Annotated in this window: 24 protein-coding genes; 11 read left to right on the forward strand and 13 right to left on the reverse strand. The window is 75.8% G+C overall.

Translation table 11 applies throughout. The features are described from left to right. Positions 1–20 precede the first annotated feature (20 nt). Together KPL60_RS03165 and KPL60_RS03170 are read right to left on the reverse strand one after the other, a co-directional pair. Positions 21–1,442 carry an SDR family NAD(P)-dependent oxidoreductase gene (locus KPL60_RS03165; protein WP_226357574.1) on the reverse strand — a complete coding sequence of 474 codons (1,422 nt, stop codon included), beginning with the start codon at positions 1,440–1,442 and terminating at the stop codon, positions 21–23. A gap of 43 nt (positions 1,443–1,485) precedes the next feature. Then, complete coding sequence (locus KPL60_RS03170; RefSeq protein WP_226364851.1) at positions 1,486–2,223, reverse strand: helix-turn-helix domain-containing protein; 738 nt, start codon at positions 2,221–2,223, stop codon at positions 1,486–1,488. Between the two features lie 63 nt (positions 2,224–2,286). Between KPL60_RS03170 and KPL60_RS03175 the strand changes: the two genes are divergently transcribed. Continuing rightward, positions 2,287–2,697 (forward strand): VOC family protein, encoded by a 411-nt coding sequence (locus KPL60_RS03175; protein WP_226364852.1) that lies wholly within the window; start codon positions 2,287–2,289, stop codon positions 2,695–2,697. 9 nt (positions 2,698–2,706) lie between these two features. Here KPL60_RS03175 and KPL60_RS03180 read toward each other — a convergent pair whose 3' ends face one another. The 3 genes from KPL60_RS03180 to KPL60_RS03190 form a co-directional block, all read right to left on the reverse strand. Continuing rightward, positions 2,707–3,366 carry a heme oxygenase (biliverdin-producing) gene (locus KPL60_RS03180; RefSeq protein ID WP_226364853.1) on the reverse strand — a complete coding sequence of 220 codons (660 nt, stop codon included), beginning with the start codon at positions 3,364–3,366 and terminating at the stop codon, positions 2,707–2,709. Between the two features lie 100 nt (positions 3,367–3,466). After that, positions 3,467–4,066 (reverse strand): TetR/AcrR family transcriptional regulator, encoded by a 600-nt coding sequence (locus KPL60_RS03185; protein ID WP_226357570.1) that lies wholly within the window; start codon positions 4,064–4,066, stop codon positions 3,467–3,469. A gap of 40 nt (positions 4,067–4,106) precedes the next feature. Next, a complete protein-coding gene (locus KPL60_RS03190) occupies positions 4,107–4,592 on the reverse strand; it encodes a peroxiredoxin (protein ID WP_226364854.1) in 486 nt (161 codons plus the stop codon). Positions 4,593–4,844: 252 nt separating this feature from the next. Between KPL60_RS03190 and KPL60_RS03195 the strand changes: the two genes are divergently transcribed. Beyond that, the gene (locus KPL60_RS03195; RefSeq protein WP_226357569.1) at positions 4,845–5,780 is read left to right on the forward strand and encodes a type IV toxin-antitoxin system AbiEi family antitoxin domain-containing protein; all 936 of its coding nucleotides are present in this window, start codon (positions 4,845–4,847) and stop codon (positions 5,778–5,780) included. Between the two features lie 100 nt (positions 5,781–5,880). Here the strand turns inward: KPL60_RS03195 and KPL60_RS03200 are convergent, their stop codons facing one another. Together KPL60_RS03200 and KPL60_RS03205 are read right to left on the reverse strand one after the other, a co-directional pair. Further along, positions 5,881–7,782 carry a primary-amine oxidase gene (locus KPL60_RS03200; protein WP_226357568.1) on the reverse strand — a complete coding sequence of 634 codons (1,902 nt, stop codon included), beginning with the start codon at positions 7,780–7,782 and terminating at the stop codon, positions 5,881–5,883. Beyond that, a complete protein-coding gene (locus tag KPL60_RS03205) occupies positions 7,779–9,305 on the reverse strand; it encodes an APC family permease (RefSeq protein WP_226357567.1) in 1,527 nt (508 codons plus the stop codon). The genes KPL60_RS03200 and KPL60_RS03205 overlap by 4 nt, the downstream gene beginning before the upstream one ends. A gap of 232 nt (positions 9,306–9,537) precedes the next feature. Between KPL60_RS03205 and KPL60_RS03210 the strand changes: the two genes are divergently transcribed. Next, the gene (locus KPL60_RS03210) at positions 9,538–10,941 is read left to right on the forward strand and encodes an APC family permease (protein WP_226364855.1); all 1,404 of its coding nucleotides are present in this window, start codon (positions 9,538–9,540) and stop codon (positions 10,939–10,941) included. After that, positions 10,938–11,687 (forward strand): IclR family transcriptional regulator, encoded by a 750-nt coding sequence (locus KPL60_RS03215; RefSeq protein ID WP_226357565.1) that lies wholly within the window; start codon positions 10,938–10,940, stop codon positions 11,685–11,687. Before KPL60_RS03210 ends, KPL60_RS03215 begins: the two co-directional genes overlap by 4 nt. A gap of 27 nt (positions 11,688–11,714) precedes the next feature. Here the strand turns inward: KPL60_RS03215 and KPL60_RS03220 are convergent, their stop codons facing one another. Then, on the reverse strand, positions 11,715–12,101 hold the full coding sequence (locus KPL60_RS03220) for a DUF6319 family protein (protein ID WP_308016635.1): 387 nt from the start codon (positions 12,099–12,101) through the stop codon (positions 11,715–11,717). Positions 12,102–12,296: 195 nt separating this feature from the next. Between KPL60_RS03220 and KPL60_RS03225 the strand changes: the two genes are divergently transcribed. Beyond that, complete coding sequence (locus tag KPL60_RS03225) at positions 12,297–12,677, forward strand: VOC family protein (protein ID WP_226357564.1); 381 nt, start codon at positions 12,297–12,299, stop codon at positions 12,675–12,677. Between the two features lie 3 nt (positions 12,678–12,680). Here KPL60_RS03225 and KPL60_RS03230 read toward each other — a convergent pair whose 3' ends face one another. Beyond that, positions 12,681–13,328 (reverse strand): TMEM175 family protein, encoded by a 648-nt coding sequence (locus KPL60_RS03230; protein WP_226357563.1) that lies wholly within the window; start codon positions 13,326–13,328, stop codon positions 12,681–12,683. Positions 13,329–13,398: 70 nt separating this feature from the next. Between KPL60_RS03230 and KPL60_RS03235 the strand changes: the two genes are divergently transcribed. Next, positions 13,399–14,415: an alcohol dehydrogenase catalytic domain-containing protein gene (locus KPL60_RS03235; protein ID WP_226357562.1), complete on the forward strand. Its 1,017-nt coding sequence runs from the start codon at positions 13,399–13,401 to the stop codon at positions 14,413–14,415. Here KPL60_RS03235 and KPL60_RS03240 read toward each other — a convergent pair. Further along, positions 14,400–14,648 (reverse strand): hypothetical protein, encoded by a 249-nt coding sequence (locus tag KPL60_RS03240; RefSeq protein WP_226357561.1) that lies wholly within the window; start codon positions 14,646–14,648, stop codon positions 14,400–14,402. The genes KPL60_RS03235 and KPL60_RS03240 overlap by 16 nt on opposite strands. Positions 14,649–14,804: 156 nt before the next feature. Between KPL60_RS03240 and KPL60_RS03245 the strand changes: the two genes are divergently transcribed. Continuing rightward, complete coding sequence (locus KPL60_RS03245) at positions 14,805–16,112, forward strand: MFS transporter (protein WP_226364856.1); 1,308 nt, start codon at positions 14,805–14,807, stop codon at positions 16,110–16,112. Between the two features lie 78 nt (positions 16,113–16,190). Here KPL60_RS03245 and KPL60_RS03250 read toward each other — a convergent pair whose 3' ends face one another. Beyond that, positions 16,191–17,165 (reverse strand): threo-3-hydroxy-L-aspartate ammonia-lyase, encoded by a 975-nt coding sequence (locus KPL60_RS03250; RefSeq protein WP_226364857.1) that lies wholly within the window; start codon positions 17,163–17,165, stop codon positions 16,191–16,193. A 135-nt stretch (positions 17,166–17,300) separates the two neighbouring features. Between KPL60_RS03250 and KPL60_RS03255 the strand changes: the two genes are divergently transcribed. Together KPL60_RS03255 and KPL60_RS34455 are read left to right on the forward strand one after the other, a co-directional pair. Further along, on the forward strand, positions 17,301–17,699 hold the full coding sequence (locus tag KPL60_RS03255) for an excalibur calcium-binding domain-containing protein (protein WP_226364858.1): 399 nt from the start codon (positions 17,301–17,303) through the stop codon (positions 17,697–17,699). Between the two features lie 10 nt (positions 17,700–17,709). After that, on the forward strand, positions 17,710–18,534 hold the full coding sequence (locus KPL60_RS34455; protein WP_226364859.1) for a class F sortase: 825 nt from the start codon (positions 17,710–17,712) through the stop codon (positions 18,532–18,534). Between the two features lie 124 nt (positions 18,535–18,658). On the opposite strand, the gene KPL60_RS03265 is transcribed toward KPL60_RS34455, so the two are convergent. Together KPL60_RS03265 and KPL60_RS03270 are read right to left on the reverse strand one after the other, a co-directional pair. After that, positions 18,659–21,319 (reverse strand): ATP-dependent RNA helicase, encoded by a 2,661-nt coding sequence (locus KPL60_RS03265; protein ID WP_226364860.1) that lies wholly within the window; start codon positions 21,317–21,319, stop codon positions 18,659–18,661. A gap of 16 nt (positions 21,320–21,335) precedes the next feature. Further along, the gene (locus KPL60_RS03270; RefSeq protein ID WP_208825523.1) at positions 21,336–21,485 is read right to left on the reverse strand and encodes a hypothetical protein; all 150 of its coding nucleotides are present in this window, start codon (positions 21,483–21,485) and stop codon (positions 21,336–21,338) included. A 150-nt stretch (positions 21,486–21,635) separates the two neighbouring features. Here KPL60_RS03270 and KPL60_RS03275 point away from each other — a divergent pair, with 150 nt between their 5' ends. Both KPL60_RS03275 and KPL60_RS34460 read left to right on the forward strand, forming a co-directional pair. Beyond that, positions 21,636–22,847 carry an acyl-CoA dehydrogenase family protein gene (locus KPL60_RS03275; protein ID WP_226364861.1) on the forward strand — a complete coding sequence of 404 codons (1,212 nt, stop codon included), beginning with the start codon at positions 21,636–21,638 and terminating at the stop codon, positions 22,845–22,847. Further along, complete coding sequence (locus KPL60_RS34460) at positions 22,840–24,006, forward strand: acyl-CoA dehydrogenase family protein (RefSeq protein ID WP_226364862.1); 1,167 nt, start codon at positions 22,840–22,842, stop codon at positions 24,004–24,006. Before KPL60_RS03275 ends, KPL60_RS34460 begins: the two co-directional genes overlap by 8 nt. The last annotated feature ends 4 nt before the right edge of the window (positions 24,007–24,010 follow it).

A 24,010-nucleotide genomic window follows, 5' to 3' on the forward strand; every position in this document is an offset into this window, starting at 1 on the left:
ACAGTGACGGGTGGACCCCTCTACCAGGAGGACACGCGGTAGTTCTTCAGGAACACTCCGTGCAGGTCCTCGCCCGCCTCCCCGGCGACGATCGGGTGGTAGACCCGGGCGGCGCCGTCGGCGAGGTCGAGCGGGGCGTGGAACCCCTCCTCGGCCAGGCGCAGCTTCATCGGGTGCGGGCGCTCGTCGGTGATCCAGCCGGTGTCCACCGCGGTCATCAGGATCCGGTCGGTCGCGAACATCTCGCCCGCGCTGGTGCGGGTCAGCATGTTCAGCGCGGCCTTGGCCATGTTCGTGTGCGGGTGTCCGGGCCCCTTGTAGCCGCGCCCGAACACGCCCTCCATCGCCGAGACGTTCACGACGTACTTGTTGCGGGCGCTCGACGCCGCCATCGCCGGGCGCAGCCGCGAGACCAGCACGAACGGCGCCGTCTGGTTGCACAGCTGGACCTCGAGCAGCTCGAGCGGGTCCACGTGCTGGACGTGGTCGACCCAGCTGTTGACCGCCGCGGTGTCGGGCAGCAGCCCGCCCGCGTCGACCGCGGTGCCGGCGGCCATCCGCTCCGGCGACGCCGAGCGGGCCGTCGTCGCCAGCGCGGCCAGGTCGCGCCCGCCCGGGACCGCGCCGGCCAGCAGGAGCGGGTGCTCGCGCGAGGCGCTGGTGAACGACACGATCTCCGGCAGCTCGCCCGCGGGCAGCTCCTCGTGCTCGGCGGCCTCCAGCGCGGAGTACGAGCCGGGGGAGCGGCGCACCGTCTGCGCGGCGTTGTTGACCAGGATGTCCAGCGGTCCCGCGGCGGCGACCTCGTCGGCGACGGCGACGACCTGGCCCGGGTCACGCAGGTCCACCCCGATCACCCGCAGCCGGTGCAGCCACTCGGCCGAGTCGGGCAGCGCGGCGAAGCGGCGGGCGGCGTCGCGCGGGAAACGGGTGGTGATGGTGAGGTGCGCGCCGTCGCGCAGCAGCCGCAGCGCGATGTACATCCCGATCTTGGCGCGGCCGCCGGTGAGCAGCGCGCGGCGCCCGGACAGGTCGGTGCGGGCGTCGCGGTGGGCGCGGTGCGCGGCGGCGCAGTCCTGGCACAGCTGGTGGTAGAAGGCGTCGACGACGGTGTAGCGCGTCTTGCAGACGTAGCAGCCGCGGGCGCGGTGCAGCGTCCCCGCGGTCGCTCCGGGGGTGTTCGACACCAGCGGGATGCCGGCGGTCTCGTCGTCGATGCGCCCGGCCGCGCCGGTCGCGGTGGCGGCGGTGACGGCCTCGTCGGAGGACCTCTCGGCCTGCCGCTTCTCGGCGCGGCGCCGCAGCCGCACCGACTTCCAGATCCCCGCGGTCGCCCGCCGGACGACCACGGCGTCGGGGTGTTCGGGTGGCAGCTCGTCGACCTGCGCCAGTACCTTCAGCGCGGTCGCGAGCTCGTCCGGGTCGATGCCGGGGCTGGACACCGGGACACTCCTGGGATCGGTGGTCGGGGGACGGGCGTCGAGTCTAGGGAGCCCGTACGAGTGCTCCGGGGCTCGACCCCAGCTCGGCCTTGACCATCGCACCGAACGCGCTGGGTGTGGCGTACCCCGCGGCGTGCGCCACACCGGCGAGCGGACGGCCGTCGGCGAGCTCGGCCAGGGCCGCGACCAGCCGGGCCCGGCGCCGCCAGGCCGCCACGCCGAGCCCGGTGCCCTCACGGAACCGGCGCTCCACGGTCCGCCGGCCGGCTCCGCAGCCCCGGCACAGCGCGTCGACCCCGGCCGGGTCGCCCGGCGCGGCGAGGATGCGCTCCGCGGCCCGGCGCGCGGCCGGGTCGGTGGGCAGTGTCAGCAGCAGCGGGGTCATCGTCGTGGCCGCGGCGAGCTCGCGCTCGGTCAGGTCCAGCAGGGCCGCGGCGGCCCGGTCGTCGTCCGGGTACAGCGGCGCGCGGGCGACCGCGGCCAGCAGCAGCTCGCGCAGCAGGGGGACCACCCGGACCACCCGCGCCGGACCGGGCCGGGCCCCGCGCAGGTACAGGGTGCGCAGCCGGACCGTCGCGACCGCCCGGACCCGGTGCGGCACCCCGGCCGGGACCTCGACGGCGGCACCCGGTGGCACGAACCAGGAGCCGTCGGGCAGCTCGAGGGTCATCGCACCGGTGGTGGTGAGCAGCACCTGGTGCCAGCCCGGCGGCTGCGGGGGCACGATCGTGCCGGCCGGGTGGGTCACCGCGTAGCTGCGGACGGGCGGATCCTGTCGCACACGCGACAGGATCGGTCGTGACGGCGACGGAGCGCCAGTGCCCGCCGGGCCAGACTCCGATCCATGACGACGCCGACGACACCGACGACCCCGCCCATCGGCACGGTCGCCCACATCGCGATCAACTCCGACGACACCGACGCGAGCCGCGCCTTCTACGGGGCCGTGCTCGGCTGGCGGTTCGAGCCGTGGGGCCCGCCGGAGTTCTTCCGGGTGCACACCGACCGCGGGCGGGACCCGGGTCCGCTCGCGGCCCTGCAGCACCGGCGGGTGTTCGACGGCGGCGTGGCCGCCCCCGTGGAGATCACCGTCGCCGTCGACGACGTGGCGGCCCGCCTGGCCGCGGCCGTCTCGGCAGGGGGCCGGGTGCTCATGGAGCCGACGACGATCGCCGGTGTCGGTGAGCTGGCGTTCGTCGCGGACCCGTCCGGGGTCCCGGTCGGGCTGATGCGCTACGACCCCGCCGCCGGGTGACGGCCCGGCTCAGGACGCCAGCGGCTGCGCGAGCCCGACCTCCTCGGCCATCTCGGTGAGGACGGCGATGTTCAGCTCGAAGGCGTGCACCGCCTCGGCGAGCAGCCGGTCCCGCTGCGCCGGGGTCCAGGCCGCGTCGTCGAGCAGCGCGCGGTAGCGGGTCCGGAACGCCGACGGGCTGCCGAGGGACTTGAAGTCGTAGAACAGCCGTCCGGGGCCGTCGATGCCGTAGGTGCGCTGCAGGATCTTCCCGACGATCTGGCCGCCGGCCAGGTCACCCAGGTAGCGGGTGTAGTGGTGGGCCACGAACAGTGCGGGGTCGGTCGCGGCCTCGCGCAGCCGCGCCACGTAGGCCGCGGTGGAGGGCAGGACCCGCGGGACCCCGCCGCCGAGGGCGTCGAGGTCGGCGTGCAGGGCGGGCACCCGGCGCAGCTCGTCGATCACGAACGGGGCCGCGACCGGGTCGGCGGCCAGGGCGTCCCCGGCCTCCTCCAGCGCGGTGTAGATCGCGATGTACTGCTCGGCGAGCAGGGTGTAGGCGTCCAGCGGCAGGGCGCCGTCGAGCAGCGCGCCCATGTACGACGAGTGATGTGCCCGCTCGTGCACCGCCCAGGTGGCCTGGCGGAGATCGGCGGACAGCGTGCCCGTGATGGGGGTCGTGGCGTCCATCGGCCCTCCCGTGACGTGACGTCTGGTGCAACGGCACGGCGCCGGATCTGACACCGTGTCAGATCACGATGGTAGGGCCCCGACGCGGGTAAGGCTAGCCTCAGTCGCGCGCAACCGTCGAGACCGCTCGCAGCACGGCCGCGACCGCCGTCCCGATCGAGGCGTCGAGCTCCGCCGGGTCGACGTCGACGATCCGCCTGCTCGACAGCGCCCCCGCCACGACGGCGGCGAGCACCCGGGGGTCGTCGTCGACCATGCAGCCCTGCGCCGCGCCCTCGCGCAGCACCGCCACCAACCGGTCCCCGATGGGGTCGGCGTGCGCGGCGATCCGGCGGTAGGCGGCCGGGTCGAGGGCGCCGGCCAGCGCCTGGCCGGGCGGGAGGTGGAACTCGGCGAGGCGGCGCAGCTGCAGCCGGGCGAAGGCGGCGAGCCGTTCGCGGGGGTCCGCTGCCTCGGCGAGCGCGGCGTCGAGCTCGGCGACGTAGCGCTCCGCCTCGTGCTCGACGAACGCGACGAGCAGGGCCTGGCGGTCGGGGAAGTGGTTGTAGAGCGCCGAGCGCCCCACTCCGGCGGCCGCGGCGACCCCGGACAGGGTCACCGTGTCGAAGCCGCGTTCGTAGAGCTGCACGCGCAGGGCGTCGAACACCCGCTCGCGCACCTGCTCGCGGTGCGTCGCCAGCGAGCCCAGGACCTTCGGCACGCGGGCCAGTGTAGGCCCGCGTGCCGGTCGGCCCGGAACCTCAGAGCTGCGCTAGCACCGACTCGACGCCGGAGATCTCGACGGTCGGCGGGACCGGCTCGACGCCGATCCAGCGCACGACGCCGTCGGTGATGATCGCGGCGTAGCGCTGCGAGCGGGTGCCGAGGCCGAACTTCGACCCGTCCATGTCCAGACCGGCGGCCTTGGCGAAGTCGCCGTTGCCGTCGGCGAGCATGAGCACCGCGTCGCCGGCGGCGCGGGACTCGGCCCAGGCCTCCAGGACGAACGCGTCGTTGACCGAGGTGCAGGCCACGGTGTCGACGCCCTTGGCCTTGAGCTCGTCGCGGCGCAGGACGTAGCCGGGCAGGTGGGTGTCGGAGCAGGCCGGGGTGAACGCGCCGGGCACACCGAACAGCACGACCGTGCCGGTGCCGAGCACCGAGGCGCTCTGCACGGGCTTCGGGCCCTCGGCGGACGGGGTCATCAGGGTGACGTCGGGGATCTGGTCACCGGCGGCGAGAGCCACGGGTTCCTCCTGGTGCTGCGGGGTGGAGCGGTCGGGACCGACCCTAGTCCGCCACCGCCCCGCCCGGCCCCGCGCCGTCGTCACACCCCGCCCTGGCATCCGGCACCGCCGCACAGGTTCGGGCGCCGCCGCACAGGTTCGGACCCGTGCGGCGCGTACGGAACCCGTGCGGCGCCGGGGCGGCGGTCGCGATCGTGAACGGGATGGGCCGGATCGGGCGTGGTGGGGGCGGGGAACGGGTTCGGTGGGGGCATGGACGGACCCCTCCCGGCACACGGTGTCCGGTTCCGTGCGGACCTGCGGGCGGCCGGCGTCGACGACGGCGAGATCGGCCGGGCGCTGCGTCGCGGAGAGCTCGTACCGATCCGCCGGGGCGTCTACCTCGACCACGGCGACCCGGCACTCGTCGACGCCCGCGTCCGGCACCGGGCCGCGGCCGGTGCGGCGCTCGAACGCCTCGGCCCCGGCGCCTACGCCAGCCACGTGTCCGCGCTCGTCCTGCTCGGCATCGCCTTCTGGGACCTGCCTCTGGACCGCGTCCACGTCACGCGTGACCGCTCCCACGGTGGTCGTCGCACCCGGGACCTGCACGTCCACCCGTCCTCGCTGCCGCTGGAGCACCGTGGGCGAGCCGGCGGGCTCCCCGTGACCGGCCCGGCCAGGACCGTCGTCGACATCGCGCGGAGCTGCGGCGTCGAGCGCGGGCTGGTCGTCGCCGACCGCGCACTGGCGCAGCGGTCCGGGAACCGACCGCCGCCGACGACGCCGGAGGCGCTCGCCCGGGTGGCGTCCGGTGTGGCGGGCCGGACCGGCATGCCGCTGGTCCGGCGCGTCCTGGCGTTCGCCGACGGCCGCTCGGAGAGCGTCGGGGAGACGCGCAGCAGGCTCGCGATCGCCGTCGCCGGGCTCCCCGCACCGGTCCTCCAGTGGCCCGTGGAGGTGGACGGCCGGCGGCACCGGACCGACTTCGCGTGGCCGGAGCACCGGGTGGTCGGGGAGTTCGACGGCCGGATCAAGTACGGCCGATCGGCGGGCCCGGGCCAGGACCCGGCGCAGGTGCTGTGGGAGGAGAAGCTGCGCGAGGACCGCATCCGGGCCGCCGGGTTCGTCGTCGTCCGCTGGACCTGGTCCGACCTGACCCCCTTCACCGCGACCGCCTCCCGCCTGCGCGCGGCACTCGGTCGCTGACGACACCGGCGCCGCACACGTCGTGGACGCGCCGCACAGGACAGAACCTGTGCGGCGGCGACACGACCTGTGCGGCGCCGGCTCGGAGTGGGGCGGACGGTCAGTGGCAGCTCTTCGGCGCCGGCGGGACGTCGAGGGTGGGGTTGCGGTCGAAGAACCCGGCGGGCTTCAGGACGAAGCCGGTGTAGTCGACCGGCATGACCGGCCAGTCCTCCGGCCGCGGGAAGTGGGTCAGCCCGAACGTGTGCCACAGCACGACGTCCTGGCCGTCGAGGTCGCGGTCCGCGGCCACCCAGGACGGCAGCCCGTCCCCACCCGGGTTCTGGTTGACGAAGTCACCGGCCGGGTAGCGCTGCGCCGGGTCGTAGCGGGTCACCCACAGCGCCTTCGAGGCGAACGTCGCCCGCGCGTGGATCGACGACGCCGGGTCCGCCAGCAGGGTGGGCTGCCCGTGCGGGTGCAGGACGTAGCCGACCGGCCGTCCCAGCGCGTTGGTCTTCTCGGTGTTCACCACGTGCCAGACCCGCCCGGAACCCGGGTCGGCGTCCCGCTGGGCCTGCGACTCCGAGGTCAGCCGGGTCGCCGAGCGGGCGAACGCGTTGCCGTAGGCGTTGCCCTCGCCCATCGGCACGCGGACCGCCTCGACCTCCTCGACGGCGTTGGCCGTGCCGTCGACGGTCATGTCCAGCCGCGCGGAGAACAGGTGCTGGTGGAACGGCGCACCCAGGCCGGGCGCGACCTCGGTGGCGTGCTCGCCGGGCGTGCCGGAGGTGAACACGATGCCGGTCGCCTTGCACTCCAGCTCGATGGTGCCGTCGAGGTAGAGGTACCAGTAGAAGCCGTAGTCGTAGTTGCCGATCGGGGTGAAGAACGAGATCACCAGGCGACGCTGGCGGCGCACCTCACGGGCGCCGGTGAAGATGTCGGTGTGCTTCCAGAGGACGCCGTGGTCCTCCTCGTGCATGCAGATGGCGTTGCTGATCGTGCGCGGGTTGCCCAGGTCGTCGGCGACGACCGCGTCGAGGTAGTGGATGTCGCCGAGGCAGTCGCAGCCCAGCTGCAGGGAGTCGGCGTAGCGGGCGAACATGTACTCGCCGCAGTCGAAGTAGTTCTGCCAGAACCGCACCGGCGCCGGGTCGGCGTAGGGCACGACCATCTCCGCGACCGAGGCGCGGTAGCAGATCGGGCGGTCGTCGAAGGCGATCTGGTGCAGGGTCAGGCCCTCGCGCTCGTTGAACCCGACGCGCAGGTCCCACTTGCCCCAGCGGACCCGGCCGTCCTCGACGGTGAACGAGCGTCCCTCGGGCTGGGTGATCTCGATCGGCTTGAGCGAGGTCATGTGCTCGCCCTGCACGGCCGGGTCGTCGAAGTTGCCGCTGGTCGCGGGCACCGGCACGACACCGGTGTCGATCACCCGGTCTACCGTGCGGGCGGTGAGGTCGACGTAGGCGACGAGCCCGTCGACGGGGTGCGCCCAGGCGTGGTCGGCCTCGTGGTCCTGGCGGAACCCGAAGGCGCGGGCGAGCCGGCGGCCCTTCTCCCCGGGGATGTCGTAGACGCCGGCCGAGAGCGGCACGGCGCGCACCGAGGCGGGTTCCAGCCCGCGCTTCTCCAGCGCGGCGAGCCAGTCCGGTGAGGCGTTCAGGACGTCCTCGATGAACTCGAACTCCGAGTCGATGATCGGCGGCTGCCCCTCCCGCTCGGGCTCCAGCTCGCGGCAGGAGACCAGCTCACGACGGGCGACCGAGACGACCGTGTCGTGGGAGCGGCCGGTGCCCAGGTCCAGCAGCACCGCGCGGAAGCAGCGGTCGGTGTCGGCGCCGTCGGAGTGGGCGAGGACCTCGGACTTCGGCGGCTCCTCGGGGGCGAAGAACGCGAAGCGGACGTTCTCCTCGAGCAGCCCGGCCGCGGCGAGGACCTCGCGGACGACGGTGACCTCGGCCTCCGTGGTCGGGGCCAGCGGGTGGCTCGCGGTGGTGCGCGGCTCCTGGACGGCGGTCATCGGGTCTCCTCCTGGAGGTCGGTTCCGGCGGTGTCGTGCCCGGTGTCGTTCCCGGTGACGCTTCCGGGCGCGTCGAGCGAGGGCAAGGTTTCGGGGCGGGCACCCGTGAATCGGGTCAGGACCGTTCCGAGTACGAACGCGGCGACCAGGACCCCGCCGATGGCGGTGGCCAGCGCGGGGGAGCCGCCGATGAGCGTCGGGAAGTTCGCGACGGTCAGCCACAGGCAGACCAGCAGACCGGCCAGCCCGAGCGCCGGGGCCAGGACGGTGTGCCAGAACCGGGTGTCGACGCGCGAGCGGCGGAAGTACACGAGCACCGCGGCGCAGGTCAGCGCCATCAGCGCGAGCACCCCGAGGGTCGCGGTCCCGGCCATCCAGGCGAACACCTGCGTCACCGGGTCCATCCCGGTCACCGCGAACACCGCGATCAGCGCCAGCGCGGTGCCCGACTGGGCCGCCGACGCGGCGTGCGGCGACGCGTGCCGGGCGTGGCTGCGGCCCAGCGCGGCGGGCATCGAACCGGCGTTGCCGAGGGCGAACAGGTAGCGCGAGAGCACGTTGTGGAACGACAGCAGCGCCGCGAACAGGCTCGTGACCAGCAGGACCTGGGCCAGGTCACCGCCGACGGGGCCGAGCACCGCGGTGATCGTCGTGACGATCATGTTCCCGGGGTCCTCGGTCGCGCGGGCCACGGCGCCGTCGTCGCCCCAGGCGGAGACGACCGCCCACGACGACAGCGTGTAGAACGCGCCGATCAGCACGAGGGCCAGGTAGGTCGCGCGGGGGATGGTGCGCTCGGGGTCGCGGGCCTCGTCGCGGAACACCGCGGTGGCCTCGAACCCGATGAACGACGCGATCGCGAACATGATCGCGATGCCGAGCGAGCCGGACAGGAACTGCGACGGCACGAACAGCGCCGTCGAGCGGCCGGAGCCGAGCCCGCCGGTCGCGGCGACGACGGCGTCGAACACCAGCACGATCGCGACCTCGGCGACCAGCAGCGTGCCCAGGACCTTGCCGGACAGCTCGATGTGGCGGTAGCCGAGCACCCCGGCGACGACGAGCGCCACGGCCGCGTAGAGGTACCAGGGCAGGGCGGGCCCGCCGTAGTGCTGCACCAGCGCGTCGACGGTCGCGCCCAGGTAGCCGTACACCGCGGCCTGCACCGCGGTGTAGGTGACCAGCGCGAGGAAGGCCGACCCCAGGCCCGGCGCGGCACCGAGCCCGCGGGCGACGTAGGCGTAGAACGCGCCGGCGCCCGGCACGTGCCGCGACATCGCGCAGAAGCCCACCGCGAACAGCAGCAGCACCACCGCGCACAGCACGAACGTCATCGGGAACGCGGCACCGTTGCCCGCGGCCAGCCCCAGCGGCACCGTCCCGGCGACGACGGTCAGCGGCGCGGCCGCGGCGACCACCATGAACACGATCGACCCGGCGCCCAGCGTCCCGCGCAGACGGTGCCGGTCCGCGGGCTCCGGGGACGGCGACGGTGGTGACGGGCGGGGCGCGGGTGCGCTCACGGTTCCTCCTGGCGGTCGAGGCGGACGTCGGGTGCCGGGACGGTGGCCGGTGTCGCGGACCGTGCACAACGCCGGATCCCGTGTGGTGCGAATCACCGGCCGTGGTGTTCCCGCACTGCGGGAACGGCGCCGGAGTTTTTCTCGTTCGACCCGTCGTCGCTGGTCATGGCGTCGACATGGGGAGCTAGTGTCCGCGGGCGAGGATCACCGGTGAGGGCGGGGAGGGGGCGTCGTGACGTCGTTGCGTGACCGGTCACCGGTGCACGGTCTGGCCCGGCGACGGCTGGGCCCGGCCGACGTCGCGGCCCAGTCGATCGCCGGATCGGCACCCTCGGCGGCGATGGCGGCCACCCCGGTGATCGTCGCGGGCATGGCCGGGGCGGGGACGGTGTGGTCGTTCGTCGTCGCCGGCGTGCTCGCGCTGCTCGTCGCCGCCTCGGTCTCCCGGTTCACCCGCCGGATGGCGGCACCCGGCGGGATCTACACGCTGACCGCGCAGGGCCTCGGCGCCGGACCGGCGTTCGCGGCCGGGATCGCGACGCTGGCCGGGTACCTGCTGCTGTGCGGCGCGGCGATCGCGGGTGCCGTGGCCTACCTCGGGTCGCTGTGCGGGCCGTGGGCGACCGGGCCGCTCGCGTCGGCACTGCTTGCCGTCGCGGTCGGCGCGGTGGTGACCGCGCTGGTCGTGCGCGGGGTACGCCCCGCGGCACGGGTGGTGCTGCTGGTGGAGGCGGTGGCGGTCGCGGTGCTGGTCGGGGTGTTCGTGGTGCTGCTCGTCGGCGGCCCGCTGCCCGGCTCCGGCGCGCCCGCCCCGCCCGCCGGCCCGGGGGCGGTCGCCGCGGGCGTGGTGCCCGCGCTCGCGGCGTTCATCGGGTTCGAGGTGGCGACCTCGCTCGGGGCCGAGGCCCGGCGCCCGTTCCGGTCGGTGCCGCGCGCGGTCACAGCGACCGCGGCGGTGACCGCGGTGCTCTACGTCTTCGCGGCCGCGGTGCAGGTCGCCGGGTTCGCCGCCGTGCCGGGCGGGCTCGCCGGGCAGACCCAGCCGGTGCAGGTCCTCGCCGTCGCGCGCGGCTGGTCCTGGATCCCCCCGCTGCTCGACGCCGCCCTCGTCCTGTCCTTCCTCGCCTGCGCGGTCGCGACGGTCACCGCGCTGTCGCGGGTGCTGTTCGCCCTGGCCCGCGACGGCGTCGTGCCCCGCCCGCTGGGGCGCACCCACCGCCGGTTCCGCACCCCGCACGTCGCCGTCGGGCTCGGGGCACCCGCGGCGACGCTCGCGGTCGCCGTCCCGGTCGGGCTGGGCGTCCCGGTCGGGACGGTGCTCGCCGCGCTGCTCGGCGTCGCGACGGTCGGGTTCCTCGTCGGCTACGCGCTGGTCTGCCTGGCCGCGCCGGTGTTCCTGCGCCGCATCGGCGAGCTCACCCCGGCCGCGGTCGCGACGGCGGTGGTGGCCGTCCCGTCGCTGGTCGCGGCCCTGGTCGCGTTCGTCGTCGCCGCCCCGGCCACCGGGATCGCGCTCGCCGTCGCGCTCGCGGCCGGTGCGGTGTGGGCCGTGGTGCTGCGCCGCCGCGGGCGGCTGCACGACCTGGGCGTCTACGACGAGACCGTCGCCTCCGACGTCTGGGGGCGGGCCCGGTGACGGTCGACCCGGCGCCGATCAGCGGACGCCAGCCACGGGCCGTGCGGACCGCGCTCGCGGTGCTCGAGGAGGTCGTCGCGGCCGGGCCCGGGGTCACCGCCAAGGAGATCTCGACGGCGCTGCGGCTGCCCCCGGCGACCACCTACCGGGTGCTGAACCTGCTCGTCGGCGAGGAGTACCTGGTCCGGCTGCCCGACCTGCGCGGCTTCGCGCTCGGGCGCCGCGCCGCGCGGCTGTCCCCGGTCGCGGTCCCGCGGCTGCCGACCGCCGCGCGCACCGTCGTCGACCACCTGCGCGGCCGGGTCCGCTGGGGCGTGCACCTGGCGATCTTCGACGGCGCCCGGCTGCAGGTCCTCGACCCGGACCCGGACCACCCGCCCAGCGACGCCGACCTGCTCGCCCGGCTGCCCCAGGCCTCCGCGCTGGGCAGGCTGCTGCTCGCCGAGCAGCCCGACTGGCGGGCCCTGGTCCGCGACCTGCGCCCGGTCACCGACCGCACCGTCACCGACCCGGACGCGCTCGACGCCGTCCTCGACGCCGTCCGCCGCGACGGCCTGGCCGCCCAGACCGGTCAGCTGCGCCCGGACCGCGGGTGCCTGGCCGTACCGGTCCGTTCGCCCGCGGACGGGGCGCTCGTCGCCGGGCTCGCGCTGTCCGGCCCGGCGACCCGGGTCGCCGACCCGGACCCCGAGCTGGTCACCCTCCTGCGCGAGCACGCCACGACGCTGGGGCCGCTGCTCGGCTGAGCCACCGCGCCGGTCACCCCGGCGGGGTCACTGCTCCAGCTCGGCCAGGTCCTTGCGGGCCTGCTCCAGCTCGGCCTCCAGCTCCGCGACCCGCGCGGCCTTCGCCGACCGGGCGCCCTCGATGAGCTCGTCGACCGGACCGGACAGGTCGGCGTGCAGCGCCGCGGCCGCCGCGGACACCGCCGACGCCGTCACCGGCAGGCCGCGGGCCACCCAGGTGGTGCCCTGCTTCAGCTCTGCCTGCCAGTCGCCGTCGGCGGAACCGCTGACGGTCAGGGTCATGGTCACGACCCGGGTGGTGCGGGCCGTCGAGCCCGGTGGCCTGCCCCGCTTCCGCTTCGGCGGCTCGGGCGCCGCGGTGCTCGCGGTGTCCGCGGGCGGGGTCTCCCCGCCGGTCGTCAGCTCGTCGTCCACGTGCGTCCTCGTCCCTCTCCACTCGGCTGCACGGCCAGGTACAAGGGTGATTCACGAACGCCCGTTCGCCGGTAGCGACCCGCCCGATTGGTCCGTGTGGGTGTCGACGTCCGACGCCCGGTCACGGTCCGGGGCGGTGGCGGTCACCCACAGGAGGATCTGCGTGCGGGCGGCCCGGCTGCCAGCATCGCGGGCATGCGCATCGACCACCTCGACCACCTCGTGCTGACCGTCGCCGACATCGACGCCACCGTCGCCTTCTACACGCGGGTGCTCGGGATGGAGGCCGTCGAGTTCGGCGGCGGGCGCCGCGCACTCGCCTTCGGCCCCAACAAGATCAACCTGCACGAGGCGGGGCGGGAGTTCGAGCCGAAGGCCGTCCGGCCCACCCCGGGCAGCGCAGACCTGTGCCTGATCACCCTCGACCCGATCGAGCAGGTCCGGCGCGAGCTGGCCGAGGCCGGCGTCGCCGTCGAGGTGGGGCCGGTCGAGCGGACCGGGGCCCGGGGCCCGCTGCTCAGCGTCTACCTGCGGGACCCGGACGGGAACCTGGTCGAGATCAGCAACGAGGTCTGAGCCTCACGCGGTGTCCGGCGTCCCCGCCCCCGCGCGGGCCCGCGCCGCGCGGTGCTCGGGGAACAGCCGCTCCGCGACCGCCGAGACCGGGACGGTCAGCAGCCAGGACAGCATCGCCCAGGTCGGGCTCAGCGGTGCGATCACCAGCGACGGGAGGAACGACACCACCGGCGCCAGCCCGTTGACCAGCGTGTGGCGGGCCTCGTCCGGGGTCACGTCGGCGCGGGTCAGGCGGCCGCGGTAGGAGCCGTAGGCCCACATGGCGGCGGAGAACGAGCCGATGACGACCAGGTTGGCCGCATAGAGCACGACGGCCGCGGTGCTGTCGCCGTGCCCGCCGAGCAGCGACGTCGGGAACGGCAGGAACGCGATGCCGAACAGGTAGCCGAGGTTGAGCGTCATCATCCGGGCGTCGGCGCGGTCGAAGCGGGCGAACAGCTGGTGGTGGACCGTCCAGTACCGCCCGATCACCGCGAAGCTCAATGCGAAGGTGAGCATCCGCGGCAGCAGCTCCACCAGCTGCGGGGCGACCGGGCCCGGGCCGATCTCGGCGTCGGTCAGCGGCAGCACCAGCAGCGTGATCGCGATGGCGAACACCCCGTCGCTGAAGAACGTGATCCGTTCCAGCCCGACCTCGACCCGACGCCGCATCCCTGTCCTTTCCCCGTGCAACGGCGCTCATCGTGCCCTACCGGCCGCCGCGGACCTAGGCTGGTCCGTCGTGACGACCCCGCTCGTGCGCACCGTCCGCTTCCACGCCACGGGCGGCCCGGAGGTGCTGCGGATCGAGCGGCTGCCGCTGCGCGACCCGGGCCCGGGGGAGGTGCGGATCCGGGTGCACGCGGTCGGGCTCAACCGCTCCGAGGTCAACTTCCGCCGCGGCACCTACCTCGACGCCCCGGTGCTCCCCGCGGGCCTGGGCAGCGAGTGCTCGGGCACCGTGCTCGGGACCGGTCCGGGGGTGACGGGCTGGGCGCCCGGCGACGAGGTGTGCGTGATCCCGGCGTCGTCGCAGAACGAGCACCCGGTCTACGCCGACGAGGCCGTCGTGCCGGTCCGGTCGCTGCTGGCCCGTCCGCCCGGTCTCGACGACGACGGCGCCGCCGCGCTGTGGATGCCGCTGCTGACCGTGTGGGGCATGACCCGCCACGCCGTCCGGCTGCGGGAGGGGGACCGGCTCGTGGTCACGGCTGCGGCGAACAGCATCGGGGCCGCGGCGCTGCAGGTGGCGCGGCACCTCGGGGTGCACGCCGTCGCCGTGGTGCCCGACGACCGGCACGCCGGGGTCCTGCGCTCCGCCGGGGCCGCGGAGGTGCTGACCGGCACGCCCGACGCCGAGGCGCTGCGGTCCGCGCTCGGCGGCGGTGCCGACCTGGTCCTCGACGCCGAGGGCGGGCCCGGCGTCGCCCGGCTGGTGCGGGCCTGCGCACCGGGCGGCGCGGTGATCGTCCACGGCGGGCTGTCCGGGGAGCCGACACCGCTGCCCGCAGCCGGGTACGCGCCGGTGTGGCTGCGCCGCTTCCACGTCCGCGAGGTCACCGGCGACGCGGCGGTGCTGGCCCGCGCCGAGGCGTTCGCCCGCGCCGGGCTCGCCGCAGGCACGCTCACCCCGCTGGTGGAGCGGGTCTTCGACCTGGACGACGGCGTCGCGGCCGTCGCCGCTGCGCACGCGCACCTGGAGTCACCGGACCGGGCCCCGGGCAAGCCGGTGCTGCGGACCGGTCAGCGGAACAGGTAGGCGCCCAGCAGGGCGTTCCCGACGCCGGCGACCAGGCCGAGGGCGCCGAGCGCGATCGCGACGACGGCGGTGCGCCCCGCGCCGCGGCGGCGGGCCGTGACGCCCATCCACATCGCGAACGCGCCACCGGCCCAGCCGAGCACGGCCAGGAGCAGGGCGCCGATCGCGGCGAGTGCGCCCAGGAACGCGGCCTGCCGGGCGAGGCGGTCGGCCTCGGCGGCGGTGTGCGGCACGGGGCCTCCTCGACGTCGGGGTCCCGACCGTAGCGGGGCATGGGCACGATCACGGTCGTTCGCATTGCTCATGACATGGGTTGCGTGATGCAATGTTCAACAGGTCCGATACGTCCATGATCTCTCCAGGGTCCGTTCCCGGGGAAAGGCGATGACATGTCCCGAACATCCGGTGCAGCGCACGCCCCCAGCCCGTTCCGTCAGCCCAAGGCCGTCTGGGCGGTGGCCTTCGCCTGCGTCATCTCGTTCATGGGCATCGGGCTGGTCGACCCGATCCTGCCGTCGCTGTCCGGGCAGCTGCACGCCACGCACGCCGAGGTCGAGCTGCTGTTCACCAGCTACCTCGTCGTGACCGCGATCGCGATGCTGGTGACCGGCTGGGTGTCGTCCCGGATCGGCGCGAAGAAGACCCTCATCACCGGCCTGGCGCTGATCGTGGTGTTCGCCGCGCTGGCCGGGGCGTCGTCGGGGATCTGGGGCATCGTCGGCTTCCGCGCCGGCTGGGGCCTGGGCAACGCGCTGTTCATCGCGACCTCGCTCGCGGTGATCGTCGGCTCGGCGTCGGGCGGGTTCGCCGGCGCGATCGTGCTCTACGAGACCGCGCTCGGCGTCGGCATCGCCACCGGTCCGCTGCTCGGCGGGCTGCTCGGCAACGTCTCCTGGCGGGGCCCGTTCTTCGGTGTCTCGGTGCTGATGCTGATCGCGCTCGTCGCGACCGTCGTGCTGCTGGAGCCGACGCCGGTCCCGACCCACAAGGCGACGCTCTCCGAACCGCTGACCGCCCTGCGCCACCGCGCGCTCGCGACGACCAGCGGGGTCGGGCTGCTCTACAACTGGGGCTTCTTCACCCTGCTCGGCTACGCACCGTTCCTGATGGGCGGGCTCGACCCGATCTCGCTCGGTGCGGTGTTCTTCGGCTGGGGCCTGCTCGTCGCGGCCTTCGCGGTGTTCGGCGCGCCCTGGCTCAAGGACCGCTTCGGCACCGCGCGCACCCTCTACGGCGCGCTCGTCGGCATCGCGGTCCTGCTCGCGGCCATCGGGCTGTTCGACGACGTGCCCGCCGTGGTGATCGTCGCGGTGGTCCTGTCCGGCATCGTGGTCGGTGTCAACAACACCCTGGTGACGACGGCGGTCATGTCGATCTCGCCGGTGCCCCGCCCGACCGCGTCGGCCACCTACGGGTTCGTCCGGTTCATCGGTGGCGGCCTCGCCCCGTTCGCCGCGGGCCTGATGGCGGCGGCCGTCGGCGCCTCGGTGCCGTTCCTGATCGCCGCGGTCGTCGTGCTGGTGGGGGTGGCGCTGCTGTCGACGATCCGCCGCGACCTGGACGCCGCCGACGCCGAGGCCGAGCAGCCCGGCCCGTCGCACGAGCGCGCCGACGCCGAGGAGGCCGTCCGGGAGGTGCCCGGGCTGCCGACCGAGGCCGTGATCGCCGAGGACGCGCTGCAGCACGACCGGCGCTGAGTCCCCTCCGCCCTGAGCGGCCCCCGTCCGGACCGTCCGGACGGGGGCCGCTCCGTGTCGTGCCGCCCGGCGGCGCGGTCAGCCGGTGACGAGGGCGGCGAAGCGGTCCAGGTCGACGTTGCCGCCGGAGATCGTGACTCCGATCCGCGCCCCCGCCCACCGCTGCGGGTCCGCGGCGACGGCGGCCCGCACACCTGCGAACGCCAGCGCCCCGGTCGGCTCGACGAGCACCTTGTAGCGCGCCGCGAACAGCGCCATCGACTCGACCAGGGCGGTGTCGGGCACGGTCACGATGTCGGTGACGAGCTGCGCGATCACCGGGAACGTGTGGTCGCCGAGGTGGGTGGTGGCGGCGCCGTCGGCGAGCGTGCGGGGCTGCGGGATGCGCACGACGTGCCCGGCGCGCAGGGACTGCACGCCGTCGTCGCCGGCCTCGGGCTCGACGCCGTACACCCGGGCGTCGGGGGACAGGGCCTGCGCCGCGAGCAGCGACCCGGAGAGCAGCCCGCCCCCACCGAGGCAGACGAACAGCGCGTCGAGCGGGCCGTGGTCCTCCAGCAGCTCCAGCACCGCGGTGCCCTGCCCGGCGATGACGTGCGGGTGGTCGTAGGGCGGGACGAGGGTGAGCCCGCGCTCCTCCGACAGCGCGGTCGCGATGGCCGCGCGGTCCTCGGCGTAGCGGTCGTAGCCGACGACCTCGGCGCCGTAGCCGCGGGTGGCGGCGAGTTTCGAGGCCGGGGCGTCGTGCGGCATCACGATCGTCGCGGGGACCTCCAGCAGCTGCGCGGCCAGCGCGACGGCCTGGGCGTGGTTGCCCGAGGAGTACGCGACGACCCCCGCCCGCCGCTGTGCGTGGGACAGCCGGGACAGCGTGTGGAACGCCCCGCGGAACTTGAAGCTCCCGGTGCGCTGGAGGTTCTCCGCCTTCACGAACACCTGCGCGCCGAGCTCGGCGTCGGTGAGCCGGGAGGTGAGGACGGGGGTGCGGTGGGCGTGACCGCGCAGGATCGCTGCGGCGGCACGGACGTCGTCGGGGGTGGGGAGAGCGTTCACCGGACCACCTTCCGCCGCCCGGCGGAGCCGGTTCAAGTCCGTTCGGATTCATTCACGATCGGGTGTAACGACCGACACGTCCGGATCGCTGCTACCTGCGTGGCTCCCCCCACGTTCCCCGGAAGGACACCCCCGATGCGCCTCCGCTCCCTGTCCGCCGCCGTGCTCCTCGCGACCGCGGCCGCCCTCCCGCTCGCCGGTACGGCCTTCGCCCAGGACCGCGACTGCAAGGACTTCGCCAGCCAGGCCGACGCACAGGCGGCCCTGACCCCGGGTGACCCCTACGGCCTCGACCGCGACAACGACGGTCAGGCCTGCGAGGACCACGACTACGGCACCGCCACCTCCACCTCCGACGACGTCGCGGCCGACAGCGTCGCCGCCGCCGGTTCCCAGGTCACCGCGACGCCGGTCGGTGGCGTCGAGGCCGGTGGCGGCCCGGCCGACGTGCTGCCGCTGGCGCTCGGTGCCGTCGTCGCCGGTGGCATCGGCGCGGTCGCGGTGCGGCGCGTCGCCGCCGGTCGCCGCGGCTGACCCCGGCACCGTGCCCGGCCCCGTCCTCCCGGCGCCCGGACCCGCCGCACCGTCCGGTGCGCGGGCCGGGCGCGGCCCCGTGGCCGGGGACCGGGCCGAGCGCGGCTCTGTGGCCGGGGACCGGGCCGGGCGCGGCCCTGTGGCCGGGGACCGGGCCGGGACGGTGCGGCGCGGGAGCCCGGACCGCGGGCGACGGGCGCGGCGACGGGCCGGTGCGCTGCGCCGGGTGACGCGGGTGCTGGCGCCGGTCGGTGTCCTCACCGCCGCGCTGCTGCTCGCCGACCCCGCGGGCGCACCCGAGCCCGGGGCGACGGCCGTCGCCTCCGTCCCGGTGCCCGCTCCGGCGCCCGCGCCGGGCGCGTTGCTGCCGCCGGGGCCCGCGCCGCTGGTGCGGTCGGAGCCGGTCCGGCTGCGGGTCGACCGGCTCGGGCTCGACACCGTGCCCCGACCGATGGGGCTGACCGCGGACCGGTCGATGGAGGTCCCCGCGGATGCGGGCACGGTCGGCTGGTACACCGGCGCACCGACCCCCGGCGAGGTCGGGCCCGCCGTGCTCACCGCGCACGTCGACTGGAAGGGGCTGCCGGGCGCCTTCGCCGACCTGGACACCCTGGAGCCCGGCGACGAGATCCGCGTCGACCGCGCCGACGGGACGTCGGTGGTGTTCGCCGTGCGACGGGTCGGGCGCTTCCCCAAGGCGGAGTTCCCGACCGCCGAGGTCTACGGCGACCTCGACCACGCGGGCCTGCGGCTGATCACCTGCGGCGGGGTGTTCGACCGGTCGGCCCGCAGCTACGTCGACAACGTCGTCGTGTTCGCCGACCAGGTCCGCTGAGCAGTCCGCGCGCCCCGCGCTCGTCGAGATGCAGCTCAGCGGGCCGTGGAGATCCACAATTCCCGCTGAGCTGCATCTCGGCGACCGGGCCGGCTGGACCGGGTCGCCGGGCGGGGCGCGGGGCTCATCTCCGGCGCCCGGTGCCCCGTCCCGGTGTCGCGGTCCGCGGGTCCTCGGGCCAGGCGTGCTTCGGGTAGCGCCCGCGAAGCTCGGCCCGGACCTGCGGGTAGGCGTTGTCCCAGAACGAGTCCAGGTCCGCGGTGACCGCCGTCGGACGCCCGGCGGGGGAGAGCAGGTGCAGCACCACCGGCACCCGCCCGTCGGCGACGGCCGGGGAGCCGGTCCACCCGAACACCTCCTGGACCTTCACCGGCAGGGCCGGGGCCGCGCCGGAGTAGTCCAGCGCGATCCGGGACCCGGTGGGGACGGTGAGCCGCTCCGGGGCCAGCTCGTCGATCCGCCCGGCGAGCCCGCCCACGTACGCGGCGACGTGGCGGCGCAACGCCGGGCCGGCGTCGACCCGGGCCAGGTCGGAGCGTCGCCGGGCGGTGGCGAGCGGACCGGCCAGCCACCCGGCGGGATCGGCGGCGGAGTCGAGCAGCGCCTCCTCGGACACGTCGGGCCACGGCGCGCCCAGCACCCGGTGCAGGAAGCCCAGCCGCTCGCGCAGTGACACCGCCCCCGCCGTCCAGCGCAGCAGCCCGGTGCCCTCGGCACGCAGCCCGGCGACGAGCGCGTCGCGGACGGCACCGGGGTCGGGGGAGCGGTCGGGCTTCTCCGACAGCACGATCGCGCCGAGCCGGTCGACGGTGCGGGCGCGGACGTCGCCGTCGCTCCAGACGGCCTCCGAGCCGGTGACCCGCAGCGGCGCGGCGGCCCGCAGCGCGGTCGCGGCGTCGGTGGTCGCGGCGAGGCGGACCCGGCCGTGGGTCTGCCCGGGGCGCCGGTCGGCGACGGCGACGGCCAGCCACTCGGCGTCGCGCAGCGGGCCGGGCGGGACCTCGACGGCGGTGCCACCGGTCATGAGGAACACCCCGGCCGCGGCGTCGCGGCGCCGGGCGAGCCGCTCGGGGTAGGCGAGCCCGGTGACCAGCGCGACGAGCTCGGTGCCCGGAGTCCCCTCGGCGCGACCGGCCCGTTCGCGCGCACGGCCCGGGGCCCCGGCGGCCGGGCCGGAGCGGACCCCGGCTCCCGGCGAGGTGCCCGGCGACACCGCGCCGGTCGGCGAGGCGGCGGCCGCGGGGGACGAGGCGGAGGACGAGGCGGGGGACGAGGCGGGGGACGAGGCGCGGGCGCGGCGCAGCGCACCGGTCAGGCGGTCCCGGTCCCCGCGCCACCGCCCGGCGCCGGGGGCGTCGCCGGAGCGCAGCCGGGCCAGCGCGGCGGTCAGGTCGTCGGCGGGACCGGCGAGGGTGTCGTCGTCGAGGACGGCGACGATCCCGGCGACCTCCCGCGGGTCCCCACCGGCGGCGACGCCGTCGAGCAGGGCCCTGGCGAGGCGCGGGTGCAGGCCCAGCGCGGAGATCCGCCGTCCCCGGTCGGTGACCGCGCCTCGCGGGTCGATCGCGCCGAGTGCGGTCAGCACCGTCCGTCCGGCGGCCAGCGGACCGGGCGGCGGGGCGTCCCACCAGCGCAGACCGCTGCCGTCGGGGGTGCCCCAGACGGCGAGGTCCAGCGCGAGCGCGGTGAGGTCGGCGGTGCGGATCTCGGGGTCCGGGGCGTCGGCGAGACCCTCGCCCTCGGGCCAGCAGCGGTAGGCGAAGCCGGGTGCCTCCCGGCCGGCGCGGCCCGCGCGCTGGGTCGCGACCGCGCGCGAGACCCGCCGCGTCACGAGGCCGGACAGCCCGCGCCGGTGGTCGGTGTGCGGGACCCGGACCAGCCCGGAGTCGACGACGGCCCGCACACCGGGCACGGTCAGGCTGGACTCGGCGACGGCGGTGGCGAGCACGATCCGGCGCCGCGGCCCGTCGCGCAGCGCCGCGTCCTGCTCGGCGGCGGGCAGCCTGCCGTGCAGCGCGAGGACGTCGGCGTCGGGTCCCAGCTCGCGCAGCGCCGACGCGGTCCGCCCGATCTCCGCGACGCCCGGCAGGAACGCCAGCACGCTGCCGTGCTCGAGCGCCCGCACGCACGTCCGGGCGACGGTGTTCTCGATCCGCTCGGTCCCGCCGCGACCGGCCCGGGCGGGCGGGACGTGGGTGACGGCGACGTCGTAGCTGCGGGCGGCGACCTCCAGCACCGGCGCGGGCCGGTCGTCGTCGCCCAGCAGTACGGCGGGGCGGGCCGCGTCGAGGGTCGCGGAGGTGGCGAGCAGCCGCAGGTCGGGCCGCAGCCCGTCGCGGGCGTCGAGCAGCAGGGTGAGCAGCAGGTCGGCGTCGAGGTGACGCTCGTGCACCTCGTCGAGGACGACGGTGGACACCCCGGTCAGCTCCGGGTCCCCGGCCAGGCGGCGCAGCAGCAGCCCGGAGGTGACGACCTCGACCCGGGTGCCGGGCCCGGTGCGGGCGTCGCCGCGGACGCGGTAGCCGACCGGCCCACCGACCTCGGTCCCCAGCAGCGACGACATCCGGGCCGCGGCGGCGCGGGCGGCGACCCGGCGCGGCTCGGCGACCAGCACCGTGCCCTCGGGTGCCGGGCCGGAGCCGTCGAGCCCGGCCAGGGCGAGCGGGACGAGGGTGGTCTTGCCGGTGCCGGGCGGGGCGACGAGCACGGCGCCGCCGCGGTCGTCCAGCGCCGCCCGCAGCTCGTCGAGGACGGCGCGGACCGGCAGGTCGGGGAGTGGGGGCATCACTCCCGAGTATGGGTCAGGCCAGCCCGCTGTAGGACAGCACCATGATCACGACGACGGCGGCGGCCAGTCCGGCGGTGATCAGCAGCAGCACCCAGCCCGGCAGCGCGGTCTCGTCGAGGACGGGGGCCGCGGGGCGGTGGGTGGCGGCGGTGGTGGCGGGCATCGTTGCTCCTGCGGGTTCGGACTGCGTCAGACGGACGAACCTGATGTCGCGTACGGACCAGGAACCGTTAACCGTGGTCCCCGAAACTGATGACGGCTAGGTTCGGAGCGACGTCGACGACGACCGTCAGGCCCACCTTCCGGAGGTGCGATGAGCTCGCCCACCACGACCCGACCGGCATCCGACGCGGCCCGCGTGGCACAGGCCGCCCGGGAGGTGGTCGAGGCCCACGACCCGCGGTCGGTGCCGCGCGAGGAGCTGTTCGGCGCCCTCTACGACGCCGGTCTCGCCTGGGTGCACCACCCCGAGGGGCTCGGCGGGCTCGGCCTGTCCCGCGGGCTCCAGTCGGTGGTCGACCAGATCGTCACCGACGCCGGCGGCGAGCGGATGTTCGCGGTCAACCCGATCGGCTACGGCATGGGCGCGCCGACCGTCGTCGAGTACGGCCCGGACCGTGAGCAGGTCGCGGCCTGGCTCCGGCCGATGGCCACCGGCGAGGAGATCTGGTGCCAGCTGTTCAGCGAGCCCGGCGCCGGCTCGGACGTCGCGGGCCTGTCCACCTCCGCGGTCCGCGACGGCGACGAGTGGGTCGTCGACGGGCAGAAGGTCTGGACGACCCTGGCCCACGTCGCGCGGTGGGGGATGCTCGTCGCCCGCACCGACCCCGACCAGCCCAAGCACCGCGGCCTGACCTACTTCGTGATCGACATGACCCAGCCGGGCGTCGACGTGCGCCCGCTGCGGCAGATGACCGGGCAGGCCGAGTTCAACGAGGTCCACCTGCACGACGCCCGGGTCCTCGACGCGCACCGGCTCGGCGAGGTCGGCGCCGGCTGGAAGGTCGCGATCACCACCCTGATGAACGAGCGCACCGCCATCGGCGGGGTCACCGGGCGGCGCGGCAGCGGCGTCATCGGCGAGGCGCTGGGCCTGTGGCGGGCCCACCCCGACCGGCACACCCCGGTGCTGCGCGACCGGCTCGCGGCACTGTGGACCCGCGCCGAGACCCACCGCCTCACCCTCGCCCGCGCGCGGCGCACCGCGAGCGCCGGACAGCCCGGCCCGGAGGGCTCGGTGTCCAAGCTGGTCGGCGCCGAGCTGAACCAGGACGTCTACGAGTTCTGCATGGACCTGCTCGGCCCGGACGCGCTGCTCTACGACGACTGGACGATGGACCGCGGGCGGGTCCACACCGACCCGAACTCCACGGTGCAGCAGCGCTTCCTGCGCTCGCGCGCGAACACCATCGAGGGCGGCACCTCGGAGGTCATGCGCAACATCCTCGGCGAACGCGTCCTCGGCCTGCCCGGCGAGCCCCGGTCGGACTCCGACCGCCCCTGGAAGGAGGTCCCCCGTGGGTGAGCAGGAGCTCCGGGAGTTCGACGTCACCGACGAGCAGCGTGAGCTGCGCGCGGCGCTGCACCGCTTCGCCGAGCGCCAGCACGACGAGGCCACCCTGCGCCGGCTCGTCGACACCACCGACGGATTCGACCGGGCACTGTGGGCCCGGCTCGGCACCGAGCTCGGCGCGCTGTCCCTCGCGGTGCCCGAGGACCTCGGCGGCGCCGGCGGGACCTGCGTGGACCAGGCCGTCGCGGCGGAGGAGCTGGGTGCGGCGCTGGTGACCGGGCCGCTGCTCGGCACCGTCGCGCTCGCGGTCCCGGCGCTGGTCGCGGCCCCGGCGGGCGACGCGCGCGACGCGCTGCTCGCCGCGCTGGCCGACGGCTCGCGCACCGCGGCCCTGGTCGCCCGGCTCACCGCGCCCTACGACGGCGCCTCCGCGGCCGGTGTCACCGCCGACGGCGACCGGCTCACCGGCACGGTCTCCCACGTCCCGGACGCGGGCGCCGCGGACGTGCTGGTCGTCGCGGCCGCGGGGCCCGACGGCCCGGTGCTGGCCGTGGTCGACCCCGGCGCCGACGGGGTCCGGGTGGAACGGTGCGGCTCGTTCGACGTGACCCGCCCGGTCGCCCGGGTCGTCCTCGACGGGGCGACCGGCACCGTGCTCGCCACCGGCGCGGACGCCGACGGGGCGCTGCGGCACGCTTTCCGCACCGCCGGGGCGCTGCTCGCCGCCGAACAGGCCGGCATCGCCCGGCGGCTGCTCGACCTGACCGTCGCCTACGCGAAGGAGCGGCTGCAGTTCGGCAGGCCCATCGGGTCGTTCCAGGCGGTCAAGCACCGGTGCGCGGACATGCTCGTCGCCGTCGAACAGGCCCGGACCGCGGCGCTGCACGCGGCCTGGGCGGTCGACGACCCGCGCGTCGACGACGCCGACCTCGCCGTGTCGATCGCGCAGGCCACCTGCTCGGAGACGGCGTACCGGGTCGCCGCCGACGCGGTGCAGCTGCACGGCGGGATCGGGTTCACCTGGGAGCACGTCGCGCACCTGTACTACAAGCGCGCCGTCGCCGACGCGGCGCTGCTCGGGTCCGCCGAGGCCCACCGCGAGCGCATCGCCGCGCTGGTGCTGGACACCCTCGGCGACGACGTCCGCGAGCCCCGGGTGGCGACCGGCTGAGCGC

This window comes from Pseudonocardia sp. ICBG162, from assembly GCF_020496225.1.
GTDB lineage: Bacteria > Actinomycetota > Actinomycetes > Mycobacteriales > Pseudonocardiaceae > Pseudonocardia > Pseudonocardia alni.